The sequence below is a fragment of the Bosea sp. 124 genome, from assembly GCF_003046175.1.
GTDB lineage: Bacteria > Pseudomonadota > Alphaproteobacteria > Rhizobiales > Beijerinckiaceae > Allobosea.
The window spans coordinates 3,344,138-3,365,735 of the sequence record NZ_PZZM01000001.1; the positions used below are offsets into that span (position 1 = coordinate 3,344,138).

Here is a 21,598-nt window from a genome sequence, read left to right on the forward strand (position 1 = left end):
GCCTGCCCGAGATCTGGGGCGACTTCTTCGCCGGAGCGAAGATGCCGACCGGCAGGGGCTGAGGTTCCTTTGCGGCGAAGCTGCCGGGTCGATCCCGACCGCTCAGCCTCCCTCGGCTGCGGCGTTCATCACCCTGGCGATGGCCGCCTCCAGGTCCATTTGCCGGTACGGCTTGACCACGAGGGCGGTGCGGGCGTTCGCCTCGGCTCCTTCGACGCGGGAATGGCCCGTCGCGAAGATCACGGGCAAGCTCGGCCGCGCCGCGCGCGCCTTCTCGACGAGCGCGGTGCCCGGCATGTCCGGCAGGCCGACATCGGTGAGCAGGATGTCGACTTCGGTCTTGTCGAGGACGTCGAGGGCGGCTCGCGCCGTGCCGGCTTCGAGCACGGAATGGCCGAGCTCTTCCAGCATGTCGACCGTGGCCATGGCGATCAGCGCATCATCCTCGCAGAGCAGGACGGTGAGCTTTTCGGCTGCGGCCGGAGCCGGCTGCAAAGGCTCTGCGGGGCTCGTCGCCTGCCGGCGCTGGGCCGCATTGGCGAGCTGGTGGCGGACCTTCCGGGCCAGTTGCTCAAGAGAGTAGGGCTTGCTCAGCAGCTCGACGCCTTCGTCGAGGCGGCCTTCGTGGACGATCGAGTTCTCGGTATAGCCGGAGGTGAACAGGACACTGATGCCGGGAATGCGCTCGACCGCCTTGCGGGCGAGCTCGGTGCTCTTCATCGGGCCCGGCATCACCACATCGGTGAAGAGCAGGTCGATCGGGATGCCGCTTTCCACGATGGCGAGCGCGGATTTGGCGTCCGGGGCCTGAAGCACCCGGTAGCCGAGATCGGTCAGCGTCTCGATCACGGTCTCGCGGACGCCCTTGTCGTCCTCGGCGACGAGGATGGTCTCGGTTCCACCGGCAATGGGGCCGGAATCGAGGGAGACGAGCTCGTCCTCGCTGTCGCCCGAGCGCGGCAGATAGAGCCGGATCGTGGTGCCCTCACCGGGCTCGCTGTAGATCTTGACGTGGCCGCCGGACTGCTTGACGAAGCCGTAGACCATGGAGAGGCCGAGGCCTGTGCCCTTGCCTTCCGGCTTGGTGCTGAAGAAGGGGTCGAAGACCTTGTCGACGATGTCGGCCGGGATGCCCGAGCCGGTATCGGTCACGGCCAGCATGACATAGCGACCCGGCACGACATCCGGATGGAGACGGGCATAGGCGCTGTCGAGGACGGCGTTGCCGGCCTCGATCGTCAGCTTGCCGCTGCCTTCCATCGCGTCGCGGGCGTTGATCGCGAGATTGAGCAGGGCGTTCTCGACATTGCCGGGATCGACGAGGGTGTTCCAGAGTCCGCCGGCGACGACGCTTTCGATCTCGACCGCCTCGCCAAGCGCGCGCCTCAGCATCTCGTCCATCCCGCGGATGAGCTTGCCGAGATTGATGACCTTCGGCGCGAGCGGCTGGCGCCGTCCGAAGGCGAGCAACTGCGAGGCGAGGCGGGAGCCGCGGGCAACGCCTTCCATCGCATTGTGGATGCGGCGGCCGGCCTTCTCGTTCCCGGCGATATCTCGCGACAGCAGCTGGAGATTGCCGCTGACGACCTGGAGCAGGTTGTTGAAGTCATGGGCGACGCCGCCGGTGAGCTGGCCGATCGCCTCCATCTTCTGGGCCTGGCGCAGCGCCGCCTCGCTGCTGGCCAGCGCGGCGGCGGCCTCCGTCTCGGCGGTGATGTCGCGCCCGAAGGCGTAGATGGTGTCGGCATCGGGGACGCTCGTCCAGGCGATACGCCGCCGCCCGCCGTCGCGCGTGACGAGCACGCTTTCCGAACTCATGATCGTGCCCCCGGTGCTCACGCGCGCCAGGCGTGCGGTTGCCGCGTCGCGATCCTCGGACTCGACGAATTCGACGATGTTGCGTCCGATCGTCTCGTCCGGTTGCCAGCCCAGCACGTTGGTCCAGGACGGATTGACGGCCGAGACGACACCCGCGCGCGACGCCACGACCTTGAGCACCGGGGAGAGGTTCCAGATGCGGTCGCGGTCGCGCGCGAGCCGGCGCTCCTCGGTGATATCGCGGCCGATTGCGTGGATGCGCCCGGCATCGGGGACGGCGGTCCAGTCGAGCAAGCGATAGCTGCCATCCTTGCAGAGGTAGCGGTTCTCGAAGGCAAGCGTCGTCGCTCCCTCGGAGAGCTTTCCGACTTCAGCCGCTGTTCTGGCGATGTCGTCGGGATGGACGAAATCCGACAGGGTCTTGCCGACCATCTCGCATTCGCTCCAGCCGAGCAGGCGGGTGGCGGACGGGTTCACGGCGGTGACGACGCCTTCATAGTCGCAGACCAGCATGAGCTCCTGCGACAGCGTCCACAGCCTGTCACGGTCCCGGACGGTCTCGACCTCGGCCAGTTTCTGCTCGTGAATATCGGTGTTGGTGCCGATCCAGCGCAGGATTTCGCCGGCATCGGAGCGGATCGGCAGGGCGCGGACAAGGTGCCAGCGATATTCACCGGCCGCGCTGCGAATGCGGAACTCGGTCTGGTATTTCTCGCCCGCAGCGAGGGCGGCCTGCCATTGGGCTGCGGCGTCCGTGCGGTCGTCGGGATGCACGATCTCGACCCATCCGGTGCCGAGCAGTTCCTGCGGCTCGCGGCCGCTGTATTCGCCGACGCGCTCGTTGAACCAGTCGAGCGGACCGTTCGGGAGTGCGGTCCAGACATGGTTGGGCATGGCCTGGGCGAAGGTGCGAAACTGCGCCTCGCTGGCGCGGATCGTTTCCTGCGCGACGATACGATCGGTGACGTCGATGCCATCGACGAAGATGCCGGTGATCGTGCCAATGGCATCGGCGATCGGCTGGAAGACGAAGTCGACGAAGCGCGTCTGCGGGGCGCCGCCGTTGGGAGGCTGCACGTCGAAGCGCGCGCCCGACGAGCGGAACGCGCGGCCGCTGACGAACACCTCGTCCAGAATGCGGATATAGCCCTGTTCGGCGGCGTCCGGCAGCGCCTCGGCGACAGGTTTGCCGAGAACGTCGCGGTGGCCGATCAACTCCTGATAGGCCTCGTTCACCAGTGTGAAGCGATGCTCAGGCCCCTCCAGCATCGCCATGAAAGACGGTGCCTGCTCATACATTTGCTGCAGGCGCAGCCGTTCGTCACGCAACTGCCGGTCGGCCGCCACCTTTTCGGTCGTTTCGACGACGATCGCGATGACGCCGAGGGGCGTGCCGTTCTCGCCGATGACTGGCGAGTAGTCGAGGTTCATCCAAACCTGGGCGGGGCCCCCACCCCGATTGAGCGTGAGTTCCTGGTCCTTGTAGGACAGGGTCCGACCCTGCCTGAAGACCGTCCGGACGACGTTGTCGTTGAAGTCCGCGACTTCCGGCCAACCCTCGCGCACATCCGATCCGAGCAACCTGGGATGGCGCCCGCCGGCAAAGCCGGAATAGGCGTCGTTGTAGATCATCACGCCGGCCTCACCCCAAAGCGTCACGATCGGCAGGGGCGAATGCAGCATCATCCCGACGATGGACTTGACCGGCTCCGGCCAGTCCGCGATCGGCCCGAGGCTGGTCGAGGACCAGTCGAAGGCGGCGATGAGTGCGGCGGCTTCGCTGTCGCCCTTCAGGAAGCTCGTCGTGGCGGGGGTCGAGGCTGCGTCGCGCATGAAGGTCCGATTGTCACTGCCATCCCGTCGGCCGAAGGCAGGCAGGATGCCAGCATGCCGAGGCGGCTCGAAGCATGCTCTGTCTAATGCAAAGTTTCGCGCTGCACTACAGCCGGCCGCGAGGCGACAACCTGTCCGTCCTGCCAGCCGGTCAGTGCTTGTGGTCGCCGTGCCGTGGCGGCGGGGCGTTTCTCATGATGACGAGGCAGGCGACCCCGAAACAGGCGGCCAGCAGGAAGCCGAGGTCGAAGCGTCCCGTCGCCGTGAGCACCAGGGCAAAGATGGCCGGGGCGAATACATAGCCGAGGAAGATAATCAGCGTCGCGCCGGCCGAGGCTTCCCGGACGAGGTGGGCGGGGCTGGCGCGGGCGATCTCGGAGAGTTGCACGCCGTTCCAGCTCGAGACAGTGATGCCGGCGACGGCCGCCAGCGCGCAGAAGGCCGGATAGGACCAGTGCGGCCCGACGAACGCCATGGCCAGCGAGGTCAGACCTGAGGCGAGCCCGATCAGGGCCAGCAGCCGGCGCGGCTGGCCAAGGCGGTCGGCGAGCCAGCCAAGCAGGACGCGGCCGACCACGCTGGCCGCCTGCATGATCGCGAAGACGACGCCCGCTGCGCTCAGGCTGTAGCCCAGTTCCGAGACTGCGAAGGTCATAAGATAGGCGAACCAGACGCCCTGGCCGACGGCCATGCAGGCGCCCGCGGCGCCGAGCCTGAGCAGCGAGGTCGAGGCCGTCAGGGCCGACAGCGAGGACATCAGGTTGGTCGGAGAGAACAGCGTGCGCAGGGCCAGCGACTGGTCGTGCTTGCGGTCGGCGTCGAGGCCGGCGCGCATCGGCTGGACGCAGAGGATGACCACCAGCACGAAGGCGCCGGCGGCCAGCAGCGAAATCCGCCAGCCGAAGGCCTCGGCGATTGGTGCCAGGGCAACTCCGGCGACGATGCCGCCGATCGGGACACCCGCCTGCTTGATCGAGAAGATCATCGCCCGGCGGTTCGGCGGCGCGGTCCGGTGCAGGATGTCGTTGCCGGCCGGCGAGGACGGGCCGTAGCCCAGCCCGATCAGCAGCGAGGCCAGGCCGGCGGCGAGCGAGACGGGCGGCAGCAGCAGGACCAGCCCGAGGATGCCGAGGACGAGTCCACCCTGGAGCGCACGGACAGAGCCGAGCCGGTGCAGGAATGGCGCGCCGAGCACGAGGAAGAGTATCGAGCCCAGCGTGTTCAGGCTGGCGAGATAGCCGACGACCGCGTCGGACCAGCCGCGCTCCATGGCCAGCGCGGGCGCGAGCGTCGGCGGGATGCGGGAGAGGAAGGCGGTGGCCATCTGTACCGCGACCATCGTCACGAGTGCCGTGACCCAGGAGGGGGTCTGTCCAGCAGTCTTCGCTGCGGCCGATGAACTCTCCTGTGGGGCGTTCACGCGGCCTGCTCACGCCAGCGCAGGCAGGCGACGCCGTGATCGGCTTCGAATTCGACCTGCGGTTCGGTCTCGGCGCAGGCCTGGATCGCCAGTGGGCAGCGGGTGCGGAAGCGGCAGCCGGAGGGAACGTTGGAGGGATCGGGCGGCTCGCCTTGCAGCGAAAAATTCTCGGTGACGCGCGGCCCGCCGATGCGCGGTGCGGCCGCCAGGAGCGAGCGCGTATAGGGATGGCGCGAGGCGTTGAAGACGTCGGCCGTCCTGCCGATCTCGACGATGCGGCCGAGATACATCACGACGACGCGGTCGCAGATCGAGCGCACCACGGCGAGGTCGTGGCTGATGAAGAGATAGGTCAGGTCGAATTCGCGCCGGAGATCGCGAAACAGCGCCAGAACCGTGGCCTGGACGGAAACATCGAGACCGGAGGTCGGCTCGTCGAAGATGATGAGTTGCGGCCCCAGCACGAGAATGCGGGCGAGGCCGACGCGGCGCTGCTGGCCGCCGCTGATCTCATGCGGATAAAGGTCGAGATGGGCCTCAGGCAGGCCGACGGCCTTGACGATCGCCTGTACGTGTTCCTCGCGCTTGGCGCGGGGCCAGTCGGTGTGGATGATCAGCGGCTCGTGCAGCGAGCGGCGCAGCGTCCAGCGCGGATCGAGCGAGGCGCCGGGGTCCTGATAGACATATTGCAATCGCGCCCGGACTTCGGCAGCCCGTTTCTGGCCGGGCGAGGCGATCCGCTGGCCGGCGAGCCTGACCTCGCCCTGCGTCGGCTCATGGATTCCCATCAACGTCTTGCCGAGTGTAGACTTGCCGCAGCCGGATTCGCCGACGATCCCCAGAACCTCGCCTTTCTCGACCGAGAAGCTGACATCGTCGAGCGCGCGCAGCGTGCCGACCTTGCGGTTCAGGAAGCCGCGCACCGGGAAATGGCGGGCGAGCCCGGCGACGTCGAGCAGGGCGGGGGATGACCCAGACATGCGGGGCTCAGGCATGCAGGGCCTCCGCGCTGGCGGTCGCGGGATGATGGCAGGCGACGAGATGGCCGGGCTCTCTTTCGTCCAGCGCAGGTCTCGCCTCGCGGCAGATATCGGTGACGCGCGGGCAGCGCGGGTTGAAGCGGCAGCCGCCGGGCGGGGTCAGCGGGCTCGGCACACCGCCGGGGATGCCGACGGGGTCGCGCCCCGGCTCCGGCAGGCTGTTGAGCAGCATGCGAGTGTAGGGATGGCGCGGATCGGCGAAGAAGGCTTCGCGGGGGGCGATCTCGGCGGTCTGGCCGGCGTACATCACGACGACGCGGTCGCAGATTTCCCAGGCGGCGCCGAGATCATGGGTCGTGAACAGCACGGAGACGCCGCGCTCGACCGCGAGCCGCCGCAGCAGCCCGAGGATTTGCGCCTGCACGGTGACGTCGAGCGCCGTCGTCGGCTCGTCGGCGATGATCAGCTGGGGCTGCGGCAGCAGCGCCATCGCGATCATCACGCGCTGGCGCTGCCCGCCCGAGAGCTCGTGGGGATACTTTGCCAGGATGGCGCGCGGCTTGGGTAGTTGGACGGCGTCGAGCATCGCGATGGCGGCGTCCTCGTCGGCGCGGCGATGGCCGCCGAAGCGCGAGCCCTCGGGTCGGGGAGCTTTCCAGCGCATCAGGTCGGCGATCTGGGTGCCGATCCTGAACAGCGGGTTGAAGCTGGCGAAGGGGTCCTGCGGGACGAAGGTGACGACGCGGCCGCGGATCTTCTCCGCCGCCTTGCCGCCGCGCAGCATGTCGACGCCGTCGAGCCGGATATGGCCGCTGCCGATCTCGGTCAGGCCTTCAGGCAGGGTGCCGAGGATCGAACGGGCGAGCGTGGTCTTGCCGCAGCCGGATTCGCCGACGAGGCCGACGATCTCGCCCGGCTTCACGGCGAGGTCGATCATGTCGAGCACCCGCGCCGGACCCTTCTCGGTGCGGAAGCTGAGCGAGAGCTTGCTGATGTCGAGAAGCGCGCTCATCGCCTCAGACGCTCCGCCGCGTGCGCGGATCGAGGATGTCGCGCAAGCCGTCACCGAAGAGGTTGAAGCCGAGCACGGTCAGGAAGATCGCGATGCCCGGCGCCAGCGCATACCACCACGCTTCGGGCAGATATTCGCGGCTCTCGGCGATCATGCGGCCCCATTCGGGCGTCGGTGGCGGGGCGCCCAGGCCGAGGAAGCCGAGCGTCGCGGCGGTCAGGATGGTTGCGCCCATGCCGATCGAGGTGCGCACGATGATCGGTGAGGCGATGTTGGGCAGGATGTGCAGGACGATGACGCGCCAGGGCGAGGCGCCGAGCGCCACGGCGGATTCGACGAAGACCTCGTTTCGCATCGAGCGCGTTTCGGCATAGACGAGCCGGGCCCAGAACGGCCAGTAGGTCAGCGACAGCGCGAGGATGACGTTCTCGATCGAGGGTCCCAGCGTCTGGGCGATGGCGATGGCGAGGACGATCTGCGGTACGGCCAAGAAGATCTCGGCGACGCGCATCAGCGCATCGCTGAACCAGCTCTGGTAATAGCCCGCAACGAGGCCGATCGGGACGCCGATCAAAAGCGCCGAGCCCACCGCGATGCCGGCCAGCATCAGCGTGATGCGGGCGCCGAAAAGCAGGCGACTGAAGATATCGCTTCCCATGCGGTCAGTGCCCATCAAGGCCTCGGGTGCCGGCGGCAGCAGGCGACGCTCGATGTGGAAGTCGAAGACATCGTTCGGATAGGGCGCGAGCCAGGGCGCGAAGATCGCGGCGATGATCAGCAGACCGAGCAGGGTCGCCCCGAGCAGCGCCGCCTTGTCGCGGGCGAAGCGTTTGACGAGATCCATCAGGCGGCTCCCCGCGGGTCGATCGCCGCCTGCAGCATGTCGACGAGGAGGTTGATGAAGACGAAAAGCGCGCCCGTGCACAGGGTAAAACCCATCACGGCATTGTAGTCGGATTGCAGAATCGAGCGCACGGCATAGGCGCCGAGGCCGGGCCAGTCGAACACCGTCTCGACCACGACGGCGCCGGCCAGCAGGATGCCGAAGATCAAGCCGAGTTGCGTCACCGTCGCGGTCAGGGCCATGCGCAGCACGTATTTCCAGACGATCACGCGGCGAGGCAGGCCCATTGCCGTCTGGTAGGCGACGGAGGGCGAGTTGATCACGCCGATGACGCCGTTGCGGGTGAAGCGGACGACCGTCGCCGCGGCCGGCAGAGCCAGGGTCAGCGCCGGCAGGACCATGTGGCGCAGCGCCGAGGCCAGCGCTTCGCTGTCGCCCGCAATCAGCGCATCGACCGTCATCAGCCCGGTGACGGGTTCGGGCGGAAAGCCCTCCATCCGCCCCGACAACGGGAGCCAGCCGAGCTTCATCGAGAACAGGAACTGGAGCTGCATCGCAAACCAGAAGGAGGCGACCGCGAGCCCCGAGACTGTGACCACGCGCAGGACATGGTCGAGCCAGGAATTGCGGTGCAGACCGCAGAGCACCCCCAGCGGAATGCCGACGAGGGCGGCGATCAGGACTGCGACGAGGGTCAGTTCCAGCGTTGCCGGCAGCCGTGCCGCGAGATCGTCGACGATCGGCTGCTGGGTGAACATGCTGACGCCGAAATTGCCCTGCGCGACGTCGCGGACATAGTTCAGGAACTGCACCGGCAGCGGCTTGTCGAAGCCGAAGCGCTCCCGGACCTTCTGCACCTGCTCGACCGAGGCATTCTCACCCGCTGCGAGGAAGGCGGGGTCGATCGGCACGACACGCGACAGCGTGAAGACGATGGCGAGCAGCCCGAGCAGGGTCGGGACGAACCAGATCAGCCGGTTCGCCACCATGGAGAGCCAGTTCATGCGCTCTGCCCTGCCATCGTCTCCGCCCTCGCCATCAACAGTTCCCCCCAGCCCTCATCCTGAGGAGCCATTCCGAGAGGAATGGCGTCTCGAAGGATGCTTCAGGAGGTGCCGGAGACATCTGGACCATCCTTCGAGACGCCGCTTCGCGGCTCCTCAGGATGAGGGCTTGGTTCCTCAAACGGCCGCTCATCGCTTCTGCGAGGCCCAGCGGATGTCCTGGCCGTTGCTGACCGGCGAGAAGCGGATGCCCTCGACCTTGCTCGCATAGGGCCCGTACCATTTGGTATTGTAGACGAAGATGCCGGCGGCATCGTCGTTCACCATCTGGGTCATCTCCTCATAGAGCTTCTGGCGCTCCTCCTGGCTGCCCGAGACCAGCGCGCGGTCGAGGCGTTTGTCGAACTCAGGATTGGAGTAGTAGGAGAAGGTCCGCGTGCCGTGGTAGCGCGTACCATAAAGCTCGCCGACCCAGTTGTTCGGGTCGACGTAATAGGTGCTCTTCCAGAGCGGGATGATGTCGGCCTGGGTCTGGGCGGCGCGCATCCGGCCGGAGACCACCGACCAGGGCGAAACCTCGACGATGACCTCGACACCGATCTGGCGTAGCGTGTTCTGGAACAGGGTCGCGGCCTGCTCGGATTCGCTGAAACCGGCGAGCGCGTTGATGGTGATCGGCCGCAACGGCTGCGTGACCTTCTTGAGTTCCTCGCGGGCCTTGTCGAGATCGTAGCTGTAGCCCTTGAGACCGGCCGGGGTGCCCCAGATCGGGTTGGGGTTCGGACCCGGATTGCGCGAGACCGAGCCCTTCATGATGTTGGCGATGAAGCCGTCATAGTCGAAGGCATAGGCCAGCGCCTTGCGGAAATGGACGTCGTTCATCAGCGGCTTCGAGTTGTTGAGCGCGAGGATGAAGACGCGCAGCGATTCCGCTTCGATGATCTGGACGTTGCTGGATTGCCGCAGGCGCTGGATCTGATCGTAGGGCAGATAGCCGTCGGCGCCCTGATAGTCGCCGCGGATCAGGCCGAGCACGCGGGTGTTGGTCTCGAGCACGGTGCGGAATTCGAGATCGTCGAAGGGCTGGCCGGTCCAGCCGGCGAAGTGCTCGGGGAAGCGCCGCGCCGTCCAGCCCACCGCCGGATCGTGCCGGCGCAGCGCATAGGAGCCGCTGCCGGCCTCGTTGCGGGCGAGCCAGGCTTCCGCCCAGTCGCCGTCCTTCTCGTTGGCCTTCACCAGCGCGTTGTTGACGATCAGAATATCGGGGACCGTGGTGAGGAAGATCGCCGAAGGCTGGGTCAGGTTGAAGACGACGGTGTGCGGATCGGGCGCCTTGGTGGTGCCTGGCTTGATCGCGTCGAGATAGAGGCTGGCCGGCCCCTTCTTCAGCGCGATGATGCGCTCGATCGAATAGACCACGTCGGCGGAGGTGAGCGGCTTGCCGTCGTGGAATTTGGCGTTCTGGCGCAGCTTGAAGGTGTAGACCTTGCCGTCCTCGGAGACGGTATGGCTCTCGGCGAGCCAGGGGATCATCTTGGGCGGATTGTCGACCCAGCGGTAGAGCCCGTCATAGAGGTTGAAACGGGTGGCGGCGCGGGCGGTGTCGAAGATCGTGTGCGGGTCGAGATTGTCGTAGGGGCTGTTGTTCGCATAGACGAACTTGCCGCCGGCCTGGGCCGATGCGCCCTCAAAACCCACCGTGGAGAGGGCGACGGAGCCGAGAACCGTCTTCAAGGCGTCTCTTCGTGTCGTCGTCATGCCATCCTCCAAGGGGTTGCTGGTTTCAGGGGCTGCCGGTTACGGACAAGACTTGGCCGGTGATGAAGTCCGCATAGTCTGAGGCGAGGAACATCACGGCGTGCGCGATGTCCTGCGGCGTGCCGGGGCGCCGGCGCGCCGTATTGGCGATCATGCCGTCCTGCCGCTCGGCCGAATAGGATTGCCATTGGCGCTCGTAGTCCGGGCTGGTGCGCTGGAAGCCGGGCGCGACGGCGTTGACGGTGATGCCGAAGGGGCCGAGCTCCTGGCCGAGCTGGCGGGCAAGCCCGATCTCGCCGGCCTTGGCCGAGGCATAAGCCTGGATGCCCGTGAGCGAGGTGCGAAGCCCTGCGCCGCTGGCGATGAAGACGATGCGGCCCTTGCCGGTCCGCTTCATGCCCGGTGTCACCGCCTGGGCCGAGAGGAAGGCGCCAGTCAGGTTGACGTCGAGCACCGCGCGCCATGTGGCCTCGTCGACATCCTCCAGCGGTGTGGCGCTCTGGCCGAGCACGCCGCCGGCGACATAGACCAGTACGTCGGGGCTGCGGCCGGATACTGCCTCACTTTGGGCTATCCATGCGCGGACCTGCGCCTTGTCGAGCAGGTCGAGCTCGGTCTGGTGGGCCGGCAGCCCTGCCATCTCGCCGCCGAGCCGGTCGCCGGCGAAGACATTGGCGCCGCGCGCCGCGAACCCCTCGACGATGCCGCGGCCGATGCCGCGCGCGGCACCGGCGATCAGGACGGTCTGGCCCGCGAAGTCGATGTTCATGCCGCTTCTCCCAGGCTGCGAGGAGCGATCTGCGGATAGAGCTGCAGAAGGCTCGCATAGGCGCGCTCGATCGCCGCGACCGGATCGGCCTTGGCGGTGGCGTCGGCATTTACGAGGGCGAAGATCTCGTGCTTCAGGAAGAAACGCCATTCGATCGGCAGGGCAAAGAGCCGCGCCGAGAGATGGTCCCAGGCTTCGTCCGACCAGATGGCCTCGAAGGACAAGCGCTCGGGGTCGAAAACCAGTCCGTTCGGACGCTCGCCCGGCTGTGTGCGCAAGGTGTGCGTCGCCGCGTCGTCGAGCTTGCCATCCACCACGACGACACCGTAGCGACGGGCGCCTTCCACCGAGACCTTGCCCTGCGCGACATCGTCCATGACCTCCCCCACGGGGCGCGTGTGGGGATCGCCCCAGCCGCCGGCGCCGGCGGCTGAGATCATCAGGGTGTCGCCCGGCGCGCAGCGGACGACGTCGGTGTTGCCGAGACTTTCCTCGCGTTCCGTGCCTGGGTTGCGCAGGAACGTGCAGGTCGCGCCCGGCTCCCCGCCTTCCAGCCCCCAGCAGGAGAAACGCACACGGTCGCGGTTGCGCGCGGTGACGACGGAGTTCGGCGAGAACATCTTGAAGGTCATCTGCGCGGCAAGTCCGCCGCGATAACGCCCGGCGCCGCCGGAATCTGGCACCAGCTCATAGCTGATCACACGAATCGGCACCTCGGCTTCCGTGATCTCGATCGGCGTATTCTTGAGGAAGGAGTTGGAGCCGTCCTGCCCGTCCTCCTTGGCCCAGCCGCCGCCGCCGCCGGTGATCGGGTTGATCGAGGCCATGGCGAGGCGCCCGGTCCGGCTGTCCGTGGTGCGGACGTTGAGGATGCCACCGCCACCCGCCGGTCCGGCCGGCAGCCTGTCGGGAAGTGCGAGCGAGAAGGCGCCGACGACCATGCCCTGAATGCGGGCGCAAGTCAGGCTGCGCATGCCGGTCGCCGCCGGGTAGACCGGGTTGACCACCGAGCCCTCGGGCAGGATGCAGCGCACGGGCCTCAGCAGCCCGGCGTTGAGCGCGACGGTGGGATCGAGCGAATAGACCACGTAATTATAGCCGACCAGCGGCAGGATATGGCGCGGCAGGCCGCCGGTCGGCATGTTCAGCGCCGATTGCAGTTGCGGGTCGCTGCCGGTGAAATCGAAGACGGCCTCGTCGCCGCTGACGCGCACGGTGAGCTTCAGCCGGCAGGGCACGCCGCCGGGGCTGTCCTCGTCGATATAGTCGGTGAAGACGTAATCGCCGTCCTGCATCGAGGCGAAGAGGCGGCGCGCCTGCCGGTCGGCGAGATCGAGCACGCCATAGGTCGCAGCGCAGACGGTCTCGACGCCGAAGCGGGCGATGGCATCCCTGATCTTGCGCTCGCCGGTCTTGAGCGAGGCGATCTGGGCCTTGAGGTCGCCCCAGTTCTGGTCCGGCATGCGGACATTGCGCAGCATGATGGCGAGCACCTGCTCGTTCATCACGCCTTCCTCGACCAGCTTCATCGGCGGGATGCGGATGCCTTCCTGCTGGACCTCCGTCAGCGCCCGCGAGAGCGAAGCGGGCACAGCGCCGCCCATATCGGTGTTGTGGATATGGCCGACGGCGAAGCAGACGAGCGTCTGCCCTTCGAAGATCGGCATCCACAGGTGCACGTCGGGGGCATGGGTGCAAACATAGCCGGAATAGGGGTCGTTGGTGATGCAGATGTCGCCGGGCTTGTAATCGGCGATGGCGTCGATCGCGCCCTTGTAGTCGAGGCCGATGAACCAGGTCGCGCCGAGGTCCTTGGGGCTGGCGAAGGTCTGGCCGCAGGGCGTCGTCAGGCCGCTGGTGAAGTCCTCGGTCTCCTTGACGAAGGCGGAATGGGCCGTGCGCAGCAGGGTGTAGCCCATGCTTTCGGCGGCGGCCTCGAAATGGCTCTTCAGAATCTGGAGCGTGACCGGATCGAGCGCCGGCTTGATGTTGGATGTCATGGTGTGGGCCGTCACGACGCCCGCTCCCTGCTCAGGATGAGGTTGCCATAGCCGTCGACCGTGCCGCTGAAGCCGGGCGGCGCCCAGGTCGTCGTGTCGTCCTGGATGATAACGGCGGGGCCGATGAAGCGGCTGCCGGGCTTGAGGTCGCGACGTCGGAACAAGGCGGCCGCGATCTCGCTGCCGCGATGGGCGACCGTCACGGTGGTGTCTGGCGTGACGTCGATGGCTGCGACCTCGTGCTCGGGGAAGGAGGGCTTGGGCGTCCTGCCGGCGATGACGACGCGCAAGGCGACGAGCTGCACGTCCGCCTTGTCGTCGGCATGGCCGTAGATCTCGGCATGGCGGGCGTGGAAGGCGTCGATGATTGCCTTGTCGTCTCGGCCGCTGATCCAGCCTTCCGCGATCGGCGTCTCGATCTCGTAGGACTGGCCGCGATAGCGCATGTCTCCCGAGATCGTCAGCGTCGCCTCGCCGTCATGGCCCTGGCTGCCATGGAGCCAGTCGCGCGCCTCGGTGACGAGCCCCGCCAGCGCCTGCCCGATGGCCGGCATCGTCGCGGGAGCGACGTCGAGGAAGGTGACGCGAACGAAGTCGGAGCGCAAATCCGCCAGCAGGCCGCCCAGCGCGGCGAGGACACCGGGCGTCTCCGGTACGATGACGGTCTCCATGCCCATGGCCTCGGCGAGCAGACAGCCCATCATCGGCCCGGCGCCGCCGAAAGCGAGCAGGGCATAGCCGCTTGGCTCCTCACCGACCTGCGAGAACAGCCGGCTGACCTCGCGATACATATTGGCGACTGCGAGCTCGATCACGGCTTCGGCGGTGGCGGCGGGGCTGCGGGCGAGGCCCTTCGCCAAGGGCCCGATCACGGCAAGCGCCTTCGCGCGATCGACATTAACGGCGCCATAGCCGAGTTCGGCAGCGCCGAGTACGCCCTTGACCGCGAAGGCATCGGTGATCGTCGCGCGCTCGCCGCCACGCCCGTAGCAGGCGGGGCCAGGCGTCGAGCCGGCGCTTTCCGGGCCGACGCGCAGGACGCCCAGCGAGTCGACGCTGGCGACGGAGCCGCCGCCGGCGCCGATCGAGGAGACCGAGACGGTCGGCAGATAGATCGGATAGCGGCCGACCAGTTCGCCGGAGCGGAAATCGGGCATGCCGTCGCGGAGCAGGGCGACATCGGCACTGGTGCCGCCGACGTCGAGGCTCATCACGCGGGGGAAGCCGGCGCGCTGCGCGACGAAGCCGGCCCCGATCACGCCTGCCGCCGTGCCCGAGAGCAGCATCTCGATGCTGCGCTCCTTGCCGGCGGACGCGGTCATGACGCCGCCGTTCGACTTGGTGATCATCGGAGCGGCGGGAACGCCGCGCTCGCGCAAGGCCGCTTCCAGCCGGCCGATATAATGCGAGACGCGCGGCTGCACCGAGCCATGGATGCAGGCGGTGATGGTGCGCTCGTATTCGCGCACGATCGGCCAGACATCGGCCGAACAGAACACAGGCAGCTCGGGCCGCAGACGGTTCAGGGTTTCCTTGACCAGCCGCTCATGCGCCGGATTGGTGTAGCTGTGCAGGAAGGCGAGCACGATGCCCTCCGCACCGGCCGCTTCGGCCTGCACCAGCGCCGCGGCGATCGCATCCTCGCCAGGTACGGTCTCGGGCTTGCCATCGGCATTCATGCGCTCGCGCAGCGGGATCACCCGGTCGCGCGGCACCAATGGCGGCGGACGGCGCGAGAACAGGTCGTAAGGGTCCGGAATCTTCAGCCGGGCGAGTTCGAGGACATCGCGGAAGCCTTCTGTGACGAAGAGGCAGAGCCGCGCGCCCGTGCCCTGGATGATGCTGTTCACTCCCACGGTCGAGCCATGGGTGAAATAGCTGACATCGGACGGGGCGATGCCGAAGCGGCGCTCGATCTCGTCGAGACCGAGCAGCACTTCGGCGCCGGGCGCATCCGGCCGCGACAGCACCTTCAGCGTGTGCAGCGCGAAGGACGCCTCGTCGAAGACACAGAAATCGGTGAAGGTGCCGCCGATATCGACGCCGATGCGGTAACCCACGGCTCAGCTCCGTTCCGTCGGGGTGGCGAGATCAGGGAAAGCCTGCGCCGTCATGCTCGCCGTTTGCAGGCCTGCTTCATCGGCGCAATACCGCGCGATCTCGGCATGGGTCGCAAACCAGACCGAGCCCTTGGCCTTGGCCGCGCGGATGACCTCATCGAGGATCCAGATGCGCGAGCGATGGCCGATCTGGTGCGGGTGCATGGTGAGCTGGAACAGCCCGCCTTCCTGCGCCGCGAGATCGAGTTCGCGCAGAAAGATGTCGAGCACCATTTGCGGGCCGCCATGGGGCCGCAGCGAGGCGAAGCGATCCATGGCGAAATAGACCGCGTCGTCGCGGATCCATTCGACCGGGATCTCGACGATGCCAGAGGGCTGGCCGCCATCGAGCAGTTCATAGGGTTCGTCATCGGCCATCAGCGAGGAATCGTAGAGCAGCCCGATCTCGCGAATGATCTTCAGCGTCCAGGGGCTGAAATCCCAGGAGGCGGTGCGCATCCCGACCGGCCGCGTGCCGGCGAGCCGGGTCAGCACGTCGCTGGCGCGCAATGTCAGATCGCGCTCGGTGTCGTGGTCGAGCCCGGAGTTCAGCTCGTGAATCCAGCTATGGATGCCGATCTCGTGGCCGGCGGCGGCGACGGTTTCGATCTCGCGCTCGTTGAGCATCGCGGCGACGGCCGGCATGAAGAAGCTCGCGGGTACACCATGGCGCTGGAGCATCGCGAGGATGCGCGGCATGCCGGCGCGGGCGCCGTACTGGCCCTGGCTCAGCTTGGAATAGGAGCGGCCGCCATTGCGCAGCTCGATCGTTTCGTGATCGCTGTCGAAGGAGAGGGCGACGGCGAAGGTTGCCCCTTCCTTCCAGCGCGCCGGCTTCAGCGAACGCCCGGCGCGGACATGCTCGACTGCCCCGCGCCAGACATCTTCGGGCCAGGTCCAGGGATCGGTCTTTGGCGGGACAGGACTGGGGGGCACGGGGGAGGTCATGCTGTGGCGCTCAGCAATGGTACTGGAAGCCGTCGACGACGAGCGCCTGACCGGTCATGAAGCAGGGCTCGGAGGCCGCAAGGAACAGCACGAGCTGGGCGACGTCCTCCGGCTTGCCCATGCGCTGCAGGGCGATGCCAGCCTGGGCGAGCGCGGCGCCCCGTTCGCGCGTCAGTGTGTTGCCGAGTTCGGTTTCGATCACGCCCGGGCACAGCGCATTGACCAGGATCTTTGGGCCAAGCTCCTTGGCGAGCGCCTTGGTCATGCCGATAATGCCGGCCTTGGCCGCCGCGTAGGCGAAGCGGCTGACGGCGGCGGTGACGCCGCCCGTATGGGCGTTGAGCGAGGACATCGAGACGATGCGGCCGTGCCCTTGCGCCTGCATCACCGGCGCCACCGCGCGGATGTAGTTGAAGCAGCTCTTCAGGTTGATCGCGATGGTGCGGTCGAACTCGTCTTCGGTGATTTCGAGGATGCCCTTGGGCATCGAGCGGCCGGCATTGTTGACGAGCACGTCGATGCGGCCAAATCCAGCCATGACCGCTTCTGCGACGATCTGTGCGTGAGCAAAGGAGGAGACGTCAGCCTCGAAGATCAGGGCCTTGCGGCCGATCTCGCGGATCTCGTCGGCGGTGCGCTCAAGTTCCGGCACCAGCAGGTCGACCAGCGCGATGTCGAAGCCGGCTCCAGCCAGCGCCTTGGCGCAGGCCCGGCCGATGCCTCTGGCGCCGCCGGTCACGATCGCCACGGAAGGGGTTCGTGCTGCCGTCATCTGCCGAATTCACTCCGCTGAGGATCTTGAATTCATCTCGATTGAAGGAGAGCGTATCGTCGGCTAATTTGTTCGACAAGTTGGATCGGGTTCACATATATGAATACTGAAGTGAAGTCGGCCGCCCGCATGCTCGACCTTCTGGAATACCTCGCGGGCTGCGCGGAGCCGGTGAAACTCAAGGACATCGTCGCCACCCTGGGCTTTCCCAAGAGCAGCGCGCATGCGCTCGCGCAGACCCTGGTCTCGCGCGGCTACGCCATCCAGGACACGGCCGAGCGCTATGTGCTGGTCCATGCCAGCCGCCATCGCTCGGCGACGCGGGCACATGAGGCACGGCTGCTCTCGGCCGCGCATCCGGTCATGGAGCGGCTGCGCGACGCGTCCGGCGAGACGGTCGTGCTGGCGGTGCGCAACACCCGCGGCGAGGCCAAGCGGTTGGCAAAATGCGTCAGCCGGCAGGCGATCCGCTTCGACGTCGATCTCGACGGACAGAGCGATTCCTACTGCACAGCGACCGGCCGGCTCTTGCTGGCGCATTGGGACGAAGCGCTCGCCAATGCCTATCTGTCGCGGGTGCCGTTGTTGGCGCGCACGCCGAAGACCCCGACTAATCCCGATGTGATCCGCGCCCTGTTCGTGCGTATCCGCGACGAGGACGTCTCGATTTGCGACGAGGAGCATGTGCTCGGCTCGACAGGGCTCGCCACTCCGATCCGCGGGCGCGACGGCAGCGTGGTGGCGGCGCTCAATCTCGGCGTCGTCACGATGCGCTACCATCAGCGCAGCGACGAGGTGATCGCGATGCTGAAGGAGGCGGGCCGGCAGATCAGCGCGCGTCTCGGCTACCGGCCGGGGTGAGCGGCGCGGCTTGCGGGCGAACGGCGCTGCGCACCGTCCTCGCGGCTCAGAGCAAGGCGGGCCGGGTGAGCGATGTGCCGGCGACAGCAGGCAGCCACATCATCCCGCTCGTCCCGAAGATCGCCGCGCGCTCGTCCGCGCGGGCCCGGAAGAAGGGATATAGCGCCTCGACCCGGGGCGCGGCCTTCGCGTAGTCGAGCTGCGACAGCATCACGGGCTTGGCGAGGCCAGGATAGAGGCGCGGCGGGCTGACGACCGTGTTGCCCCAGAGGCGGCGGTAGAAGGGGTAATGCTCCGGCCGCACGGCTGCCAGCATGATGTCCGCGTTGAAATGCTCCATCGCGAGCCAGGGCAGCCGCAGCGTCAGATAGGCAAGTTCGGGCAGTTCGCGCGACCAATGCGTATCGGCGACGAAGCGCGTCGGATCGACAAGCACGCGGCCGGCCTCGATCTGCGGCAGGACGGTATCCGGGAAGACGCTGGCCGTCGGGATCGGGGGCAGGCCCGGCACGGAGATGTTGAGGCGGATCGCGCCCGCCAGCTCGCCATCGGCATAGACGCCGAAGATGAAACAGTTGGGCAACTCGTCGACCGGATCGGTGAAGCGCTCGTCGTCCTTCGGCGCGATGGCGCCCTCGCGGAGATAAGCCTGATAGCGCAGGTGGAAAATGCGCTCGCGATCCTGCGGGCTGACGGCCAGACGATACTCGATCCGGTCGAGGGCACGCATGACGCGCTCGTTCAGAGACAGCGCTCGATGAGCAACGGCGTGGACCATGATGCGACCGCGGAATGGTTAATCAAAAGTAACCATCGCCGCCGCGGCGCTGAATCGTCAAGCCGCGCTCTGCACAAGATTCAGACTGCCGCGGCGTATTCGCGGCATCTCCTGGCAGGATGCGACAGAGAGATGACCGGCGCCGGCCGAGTGTCTACGGCGCGCCCGCGAGGGCGCCGTTCAGGGCGCGCGCCGGCGCAGCGGCATGCGCTCGACCGTCGCCGTCAGCGAGCGCGCCGCAAAGGCGGCGATCAGGTCGCGGACAAGCGGGGTGGCCTGGGGGCGGGCGAGCAGATAGCCCTGAACCTCGTCGATCGCGCCCATCTTGGCGAGACCGTCGAGCTGTTCGACCGTTTCCACGCCCTCGGCGACCACGGTCAGGCCGAGTTCCTTGCAGAGCCGCGCGATCCCCACCAACAGCGTCTGATCCTTCTGCGTCTCGCGGCCGCCCGACACGAAAGAGCGGTCGATCTTGATCTTGTGCAGGGGGAAAGACTGCAGATAGCTCAGGCTCGAATAGCCCGTGCCGAAATCGTCCAGCGCGATGCGCACGCCGATGTCGCGCAGCTTGGTCAGTGTCGACAGCGCCTGCGCGTCGTCATGCATCAGCGCCGATTCGGTGAGTTCGATGACGAGGCGGGCCGGAGGCAGCTTCGACCTGCCGAGAGCGACGATGACATCGTTGACGATGGCGTCGCCGCGGAAATGGATCGCGGAGATGTTGACCGCGACGGAGACGCTGTCGGGCCAGAGCATGGCCTCGCGGCAGGCCTTGTCGAGCACCGCGCGGCCGATCTGCGTGATCAGGCCGACCTCCTCGGCGATGCCGATGAAATCGCCGGGCGGGACGATGCCCTTCTCGGGATGGCGCCAGCGCAACAGGGCCTCGCAGCTCGTGATCCTGCCCGACCCGATGGCGACGATCGGCTGGTAGAACATCTCGAATTGGTCGTTCGCCAGCGCCTCGCGAAGATCGAGTTCGACGATGCGGCGCGCCCGCGCGGCCTCGATCATGCTGCTGTCGTAAAAGCGCGCGCAGCCGCGGCCGGAGGACTTGGCGGCGTAGAGCGCGAGATCGGCATTGCGGATGACGATGTCGGGGTCGCGGCCATCATCGGGGCTGATTGCGATACCGATGCTGGCGCCGCTGACGATGGCGTTGCCGTCGACCTCGTAGGGCTGGGCCAGGCTGGCGCTGACACGGCCGGTGATCTGTTCCAGCTGCTTGCGGTCGGTGAGGTCCGGGATGACCACCACGAACTCGTCGCCGCCCAGGCGTGCGATGAGGGAGGCCGCCCCCAGCAGCGTGTTGAGGCGGCGCGCGACCTCGACCAGCAAGGTATCGCCATAGGGGTGGCCGAGCGTATCGTTGACCTTCTTGAAGTGATCGAGGTCGATGAACAGGATCGCGAAGCTCTGGTTCGCCCTGGCCATCAGGGTCTGCAGATGCGTCTTCAGCAGGCTGCGGTTCGGGAGGCCGGTGAGGGGATCGTAATGCGCGAGCTGGCGGATCGTGTCCTCCTGCAGGCGCTGTTCGGTGATGTCCTCGATCACGACCACGGTGCCGGTGGTTCCGGACGTCCGGAACGTGAGTTCGAGAATCCGGCCATCCGCCAGGCTCGTGGTGAGGCGAGCCTCGGTGTGATCGCGCAGGGCGAGGCGTGCGGCCAGGACGAGGCTACGCAACTGAGCGCGGCCGATCAGCCCGGCGCGCTGGCACCGGACGAGGAAGCGCCCGACGCCGCGGCCGGGCTCGGCCAGGCCGGCAGGCAGGCCGACGATCGCGGGCAGGCGGCGGTTGACCAGAGAGAGCCTGCCGCCGGCGCCGAACATGCACAGGCCATGCGCCATATTGTCGAGGGCAGCCTCGAGACGGGCCGCGAGCAGGCGTTCGCGCTTGGCCGAGACGACGGCCGTGGTCAGCGTCGCACGCAGCTTGTCGGCAATCGACTTGAAGCTCAACAGGAACGGCGCGAGCACGCAGGCCACGACCGCGTAATGGGCGTTGCCCGCGAGGACCAGCCCGGCGAGCAGCGGCACGCCGGCGCAGGTCAACTGAGTCGCGACCAGCATGCGGCTGCCATAGTTGCGGCCCGCCACGCCGATCATGTTCGCGAGCGTCATCGAAAAGGCGAGGAGCTGGACCGGCGCGCCCGCCTGCAGGGCGAAGGTCAGGAACGACCACAGCCCCAGCACGAAGACATAAGCAGATGAGAAGATGGTGTAGCGTTGTTCCCAGCGGGCGGCCTCGCCGGGGTCGCGCATCTGTTGCCCGGCCGCCTTGAACTGCGCCACATCCGCGGCGCGGGTCAGCGCCAGGCCCAGCAGGATCGCAGCGCAGACATAGAAGGCGAGATGGCCCGTCATGCCGGCGCTGAGGAACGCCGCGAGGACCGTTCCGCTGGACCCGATGAGCAGGGTCCGGGGGTCGGCATAAAGCGAACGCACCAGCGAAATATAGACCTCGTCGCGCAATCCCTGATCGATCACACGAGGGGAGGTGTTGGGGGGCATCGGCAATCCCTGCGGGCCAAGTCCCCGGCAAGATGACGGCTTACCGTTAAGATGTTGTTGTAGGCCCATCGACAGGAATTCGCCGCCGATGATTGCGTTGCGGCGTTTGATGCGAGTGAATTAACACGCCGGTCAGGGTCGCCATGCCAGTGTTCGTGCAGAGCTGCATGGCCTCATGGCCGGAGACG

Annotated in this window: 15 protein-coding genes; 1 reads left to right on the plus strand and 14 read right to left on the minus strand. The window is 67.2% G+C overall.

What is annotated here, in order from left to right; translation table 11 throughout:
- Positions 1-102 precede the first annotated feature (102 nt).
- The 12 genes from C8D03_RS15875 to C8D03_RS15930 all read right to left on the minus strand — a co-directional run bounded on the left by C8D03_RS15875 (position 103) and on the right by C8D03_RS15930 (position 17,233).
- The gene (locus tag C8D03_RS15875) at positions 103-3,651 is read right to left on the minus strand and encodes a hybrid sensor histidine kinase/response regulator (protein ID WP_108047571.1); all 3,549 of its coding nucleotides are present in this window, start codon (positions 3,649-3,651) and stop codon (positions 103-105) included.
- Between the two features lie 151 nt (positions 3,652-3,802).
- A complete protein-coding gene (locus C8D03_RS15880; RefSeq protein ID WP_146170193.1) occupies positions 3,803-5,071 on the minus strand; it encodes an MFS transporter in 1,269 nt (422 codons plus the stop codon).
- On the minus strand, positions 5,068-6,051 hold the full coding sequence (locus C8D03_RS15885) for an ABC transporter ATP-binding protein (RefSeq protein ID WP_108051708.1): 984 nt from the start codon (positions 6,049-6,051) through the stop codon (positions 5,068-5,070). Before C8D03_RS15885 ends, C8D03_RS15880 begins: the two co-directional genes overlap by 4 nt.
- Positions 6,052-6,058: 7 nt before the next feature.
- Positions 6,059-7,063, minus strand: coding sequence for an ABC transporter ATP-binding protein (locus tag C8D03_RS15890; protein ID WP_108047575.1), 1,005 nt, complete (start codon positions 7,061-7,063; stop codon positions 6,059-6,061).
- Between the two features lie 4 nt (positions 7,064-7,067).
- Positions 7,068-7,907, minus strand: coding sequence for an ABC transporter permease (locus C8D03_RS15895; RefSeq protein ID WP_181301014.1), 840 nt, complete (start codon positions 7,905-7,907; stop codon positions 7,068-7,070).
- Positions 7,907-8,911 (minus strand): ABC transporter permease, encoded by a 1,005-nt coding sequence (locus C8D03_RS15900; protein ID WP_108047577.1) that lies wholly within the window; start codon positions 8,909-8,911, stop codon positions 7,907-7,909. The genes C8D03_RS15895 and C8D03_RS15900 overlap by 1 nt, the downstream gene beginning before the upstream one ends.
- Positions 8,912-9,100: 189 nt before the next feature.
- Complete coding sequence (locus C8D03_RS15905) at positions 9,101-10,669, minus strand: ABC transporter substrate-binding protein (RefSeq protein ID WP_108047579.1); 1,569 nt, start codon at positions 10,667-10,669, stop codon at positions 9,101-9,103.
- A 25-nt stretch (positions 10,670-10,694) separates the two neighbouring features.
- The gene (locus C8D03_RS15910) at positions 10,695-11,438 is read right to left on the minus strand and encodes an SDR family NAD(P)-dependent oxidoreductase (RefSeq protein WP_108047581.1); all 744 of its coding nucleotides are present in this window, start codon (positions 11,436-11,438) and stop codon (positions 10,695-10,697) included.
- The gene (locus C8D03_RS15915) at positions 11,435-13,453 is read right to left on the minus strand and encodes a hydantoinase B/oxoprolinase family protein (protein WP_248308499.1); all 2,019 of its coding nucleotides are present in this window, start codon (positions 13,451-13,453) and stop codon (positions 11,435-11,437) included. The genes C8D03_RS15910 and C8D03_RS15915 overlap by 4 nt, the downstream gene beginning before the upstream one ends.
- Positions 13,450-15,498 (minus strand): hydantoinase/oxoprolinase family protein, encoded by a 2,049-nt coding sequence (locus C8D03_RS15920; protein WP_108047583.1) that lies wholly within the window; start codon positions 15,496-15,498, stop codon positions 13,450-13,452. The genes C8D03_RS15915 and C8D03_RS15920 overlap by 4 nt, the downstream gene beginning before the upstream one ends.
- 3 nt (positions 15,499-15,501) lie before the next feature.
- A complete protein-coding gene (locus C8D03_RS15925; RefSeq protein ID WP_465246447.1) occupies positions 15,502-16,473 on the minus strand; it encodes a polysaccharide deacetylase family protein in 972 nt (323 codons plus the stop codon).
- Positions 16,474-16,495: 22 nt separating this feature from the next.
- Positions 16,496-17,233, minus strand: a complete 738-nt coding sequence (locus C8D03_RS15930; RefSeq protein ID WP_248308500.1) for an SDR family NAD(P)-dependent oxidoreductase — start codon at positions 17,231-17,233, stop codon at positions 16,496-16,498.
- A gap of 123 nt (positions 17,234-17,356) precedes the next feature.
- Here C8D03_RS15930 and C8D03_RS15935 point away from each other — a divergent pair, with 123 nt between their 5' ends.
- Positions 17,357-18,118 carry an IclR family transcriptional regulator gene (locus C8D03_RS15935; protein WP_108047589.1) on the plus strand — a complete coding sequence of 254 codons (762 nt, stop codon included), beginning with the start codon at positions 17,357-17,359 and terminating at the stop codon, positions 18,116-18,118.
- Positions 18,119-18,164: 46 nt separating this feature from the next.
- Here the strand turns inward: C8D03_RS15935 and C8D03_RS15940 are convergent, their stop codons facing one another.
- Positions 18,165-18,848 (minus strand): N-acyl amino acid synthase FeeM domain-containing protein, encoded by a 684-nt coding sequence (locus tag C8D03_RS15940; protein ID WP_146170194.1) that lies wholly within the window; start codon positions 18,846-18,848, stop codon positions 18,165-18,167.
- 228 nt (positions 18,849-19,076) lie between these two features.
- Positions 19,077-21,410, minus strand: coding sequence for a putative bifunctional diguanylate cyclase/phosphodiesterase (locus C8D03_RS15945; RefSeq protein ID WP_181301016.1), 2,334 nt, complete (start codon positions 21,408-21,410; stop codon positions 19,077-19,079).
- Positions 21,411-21,598: the final 188 nt, after the last annotated feature.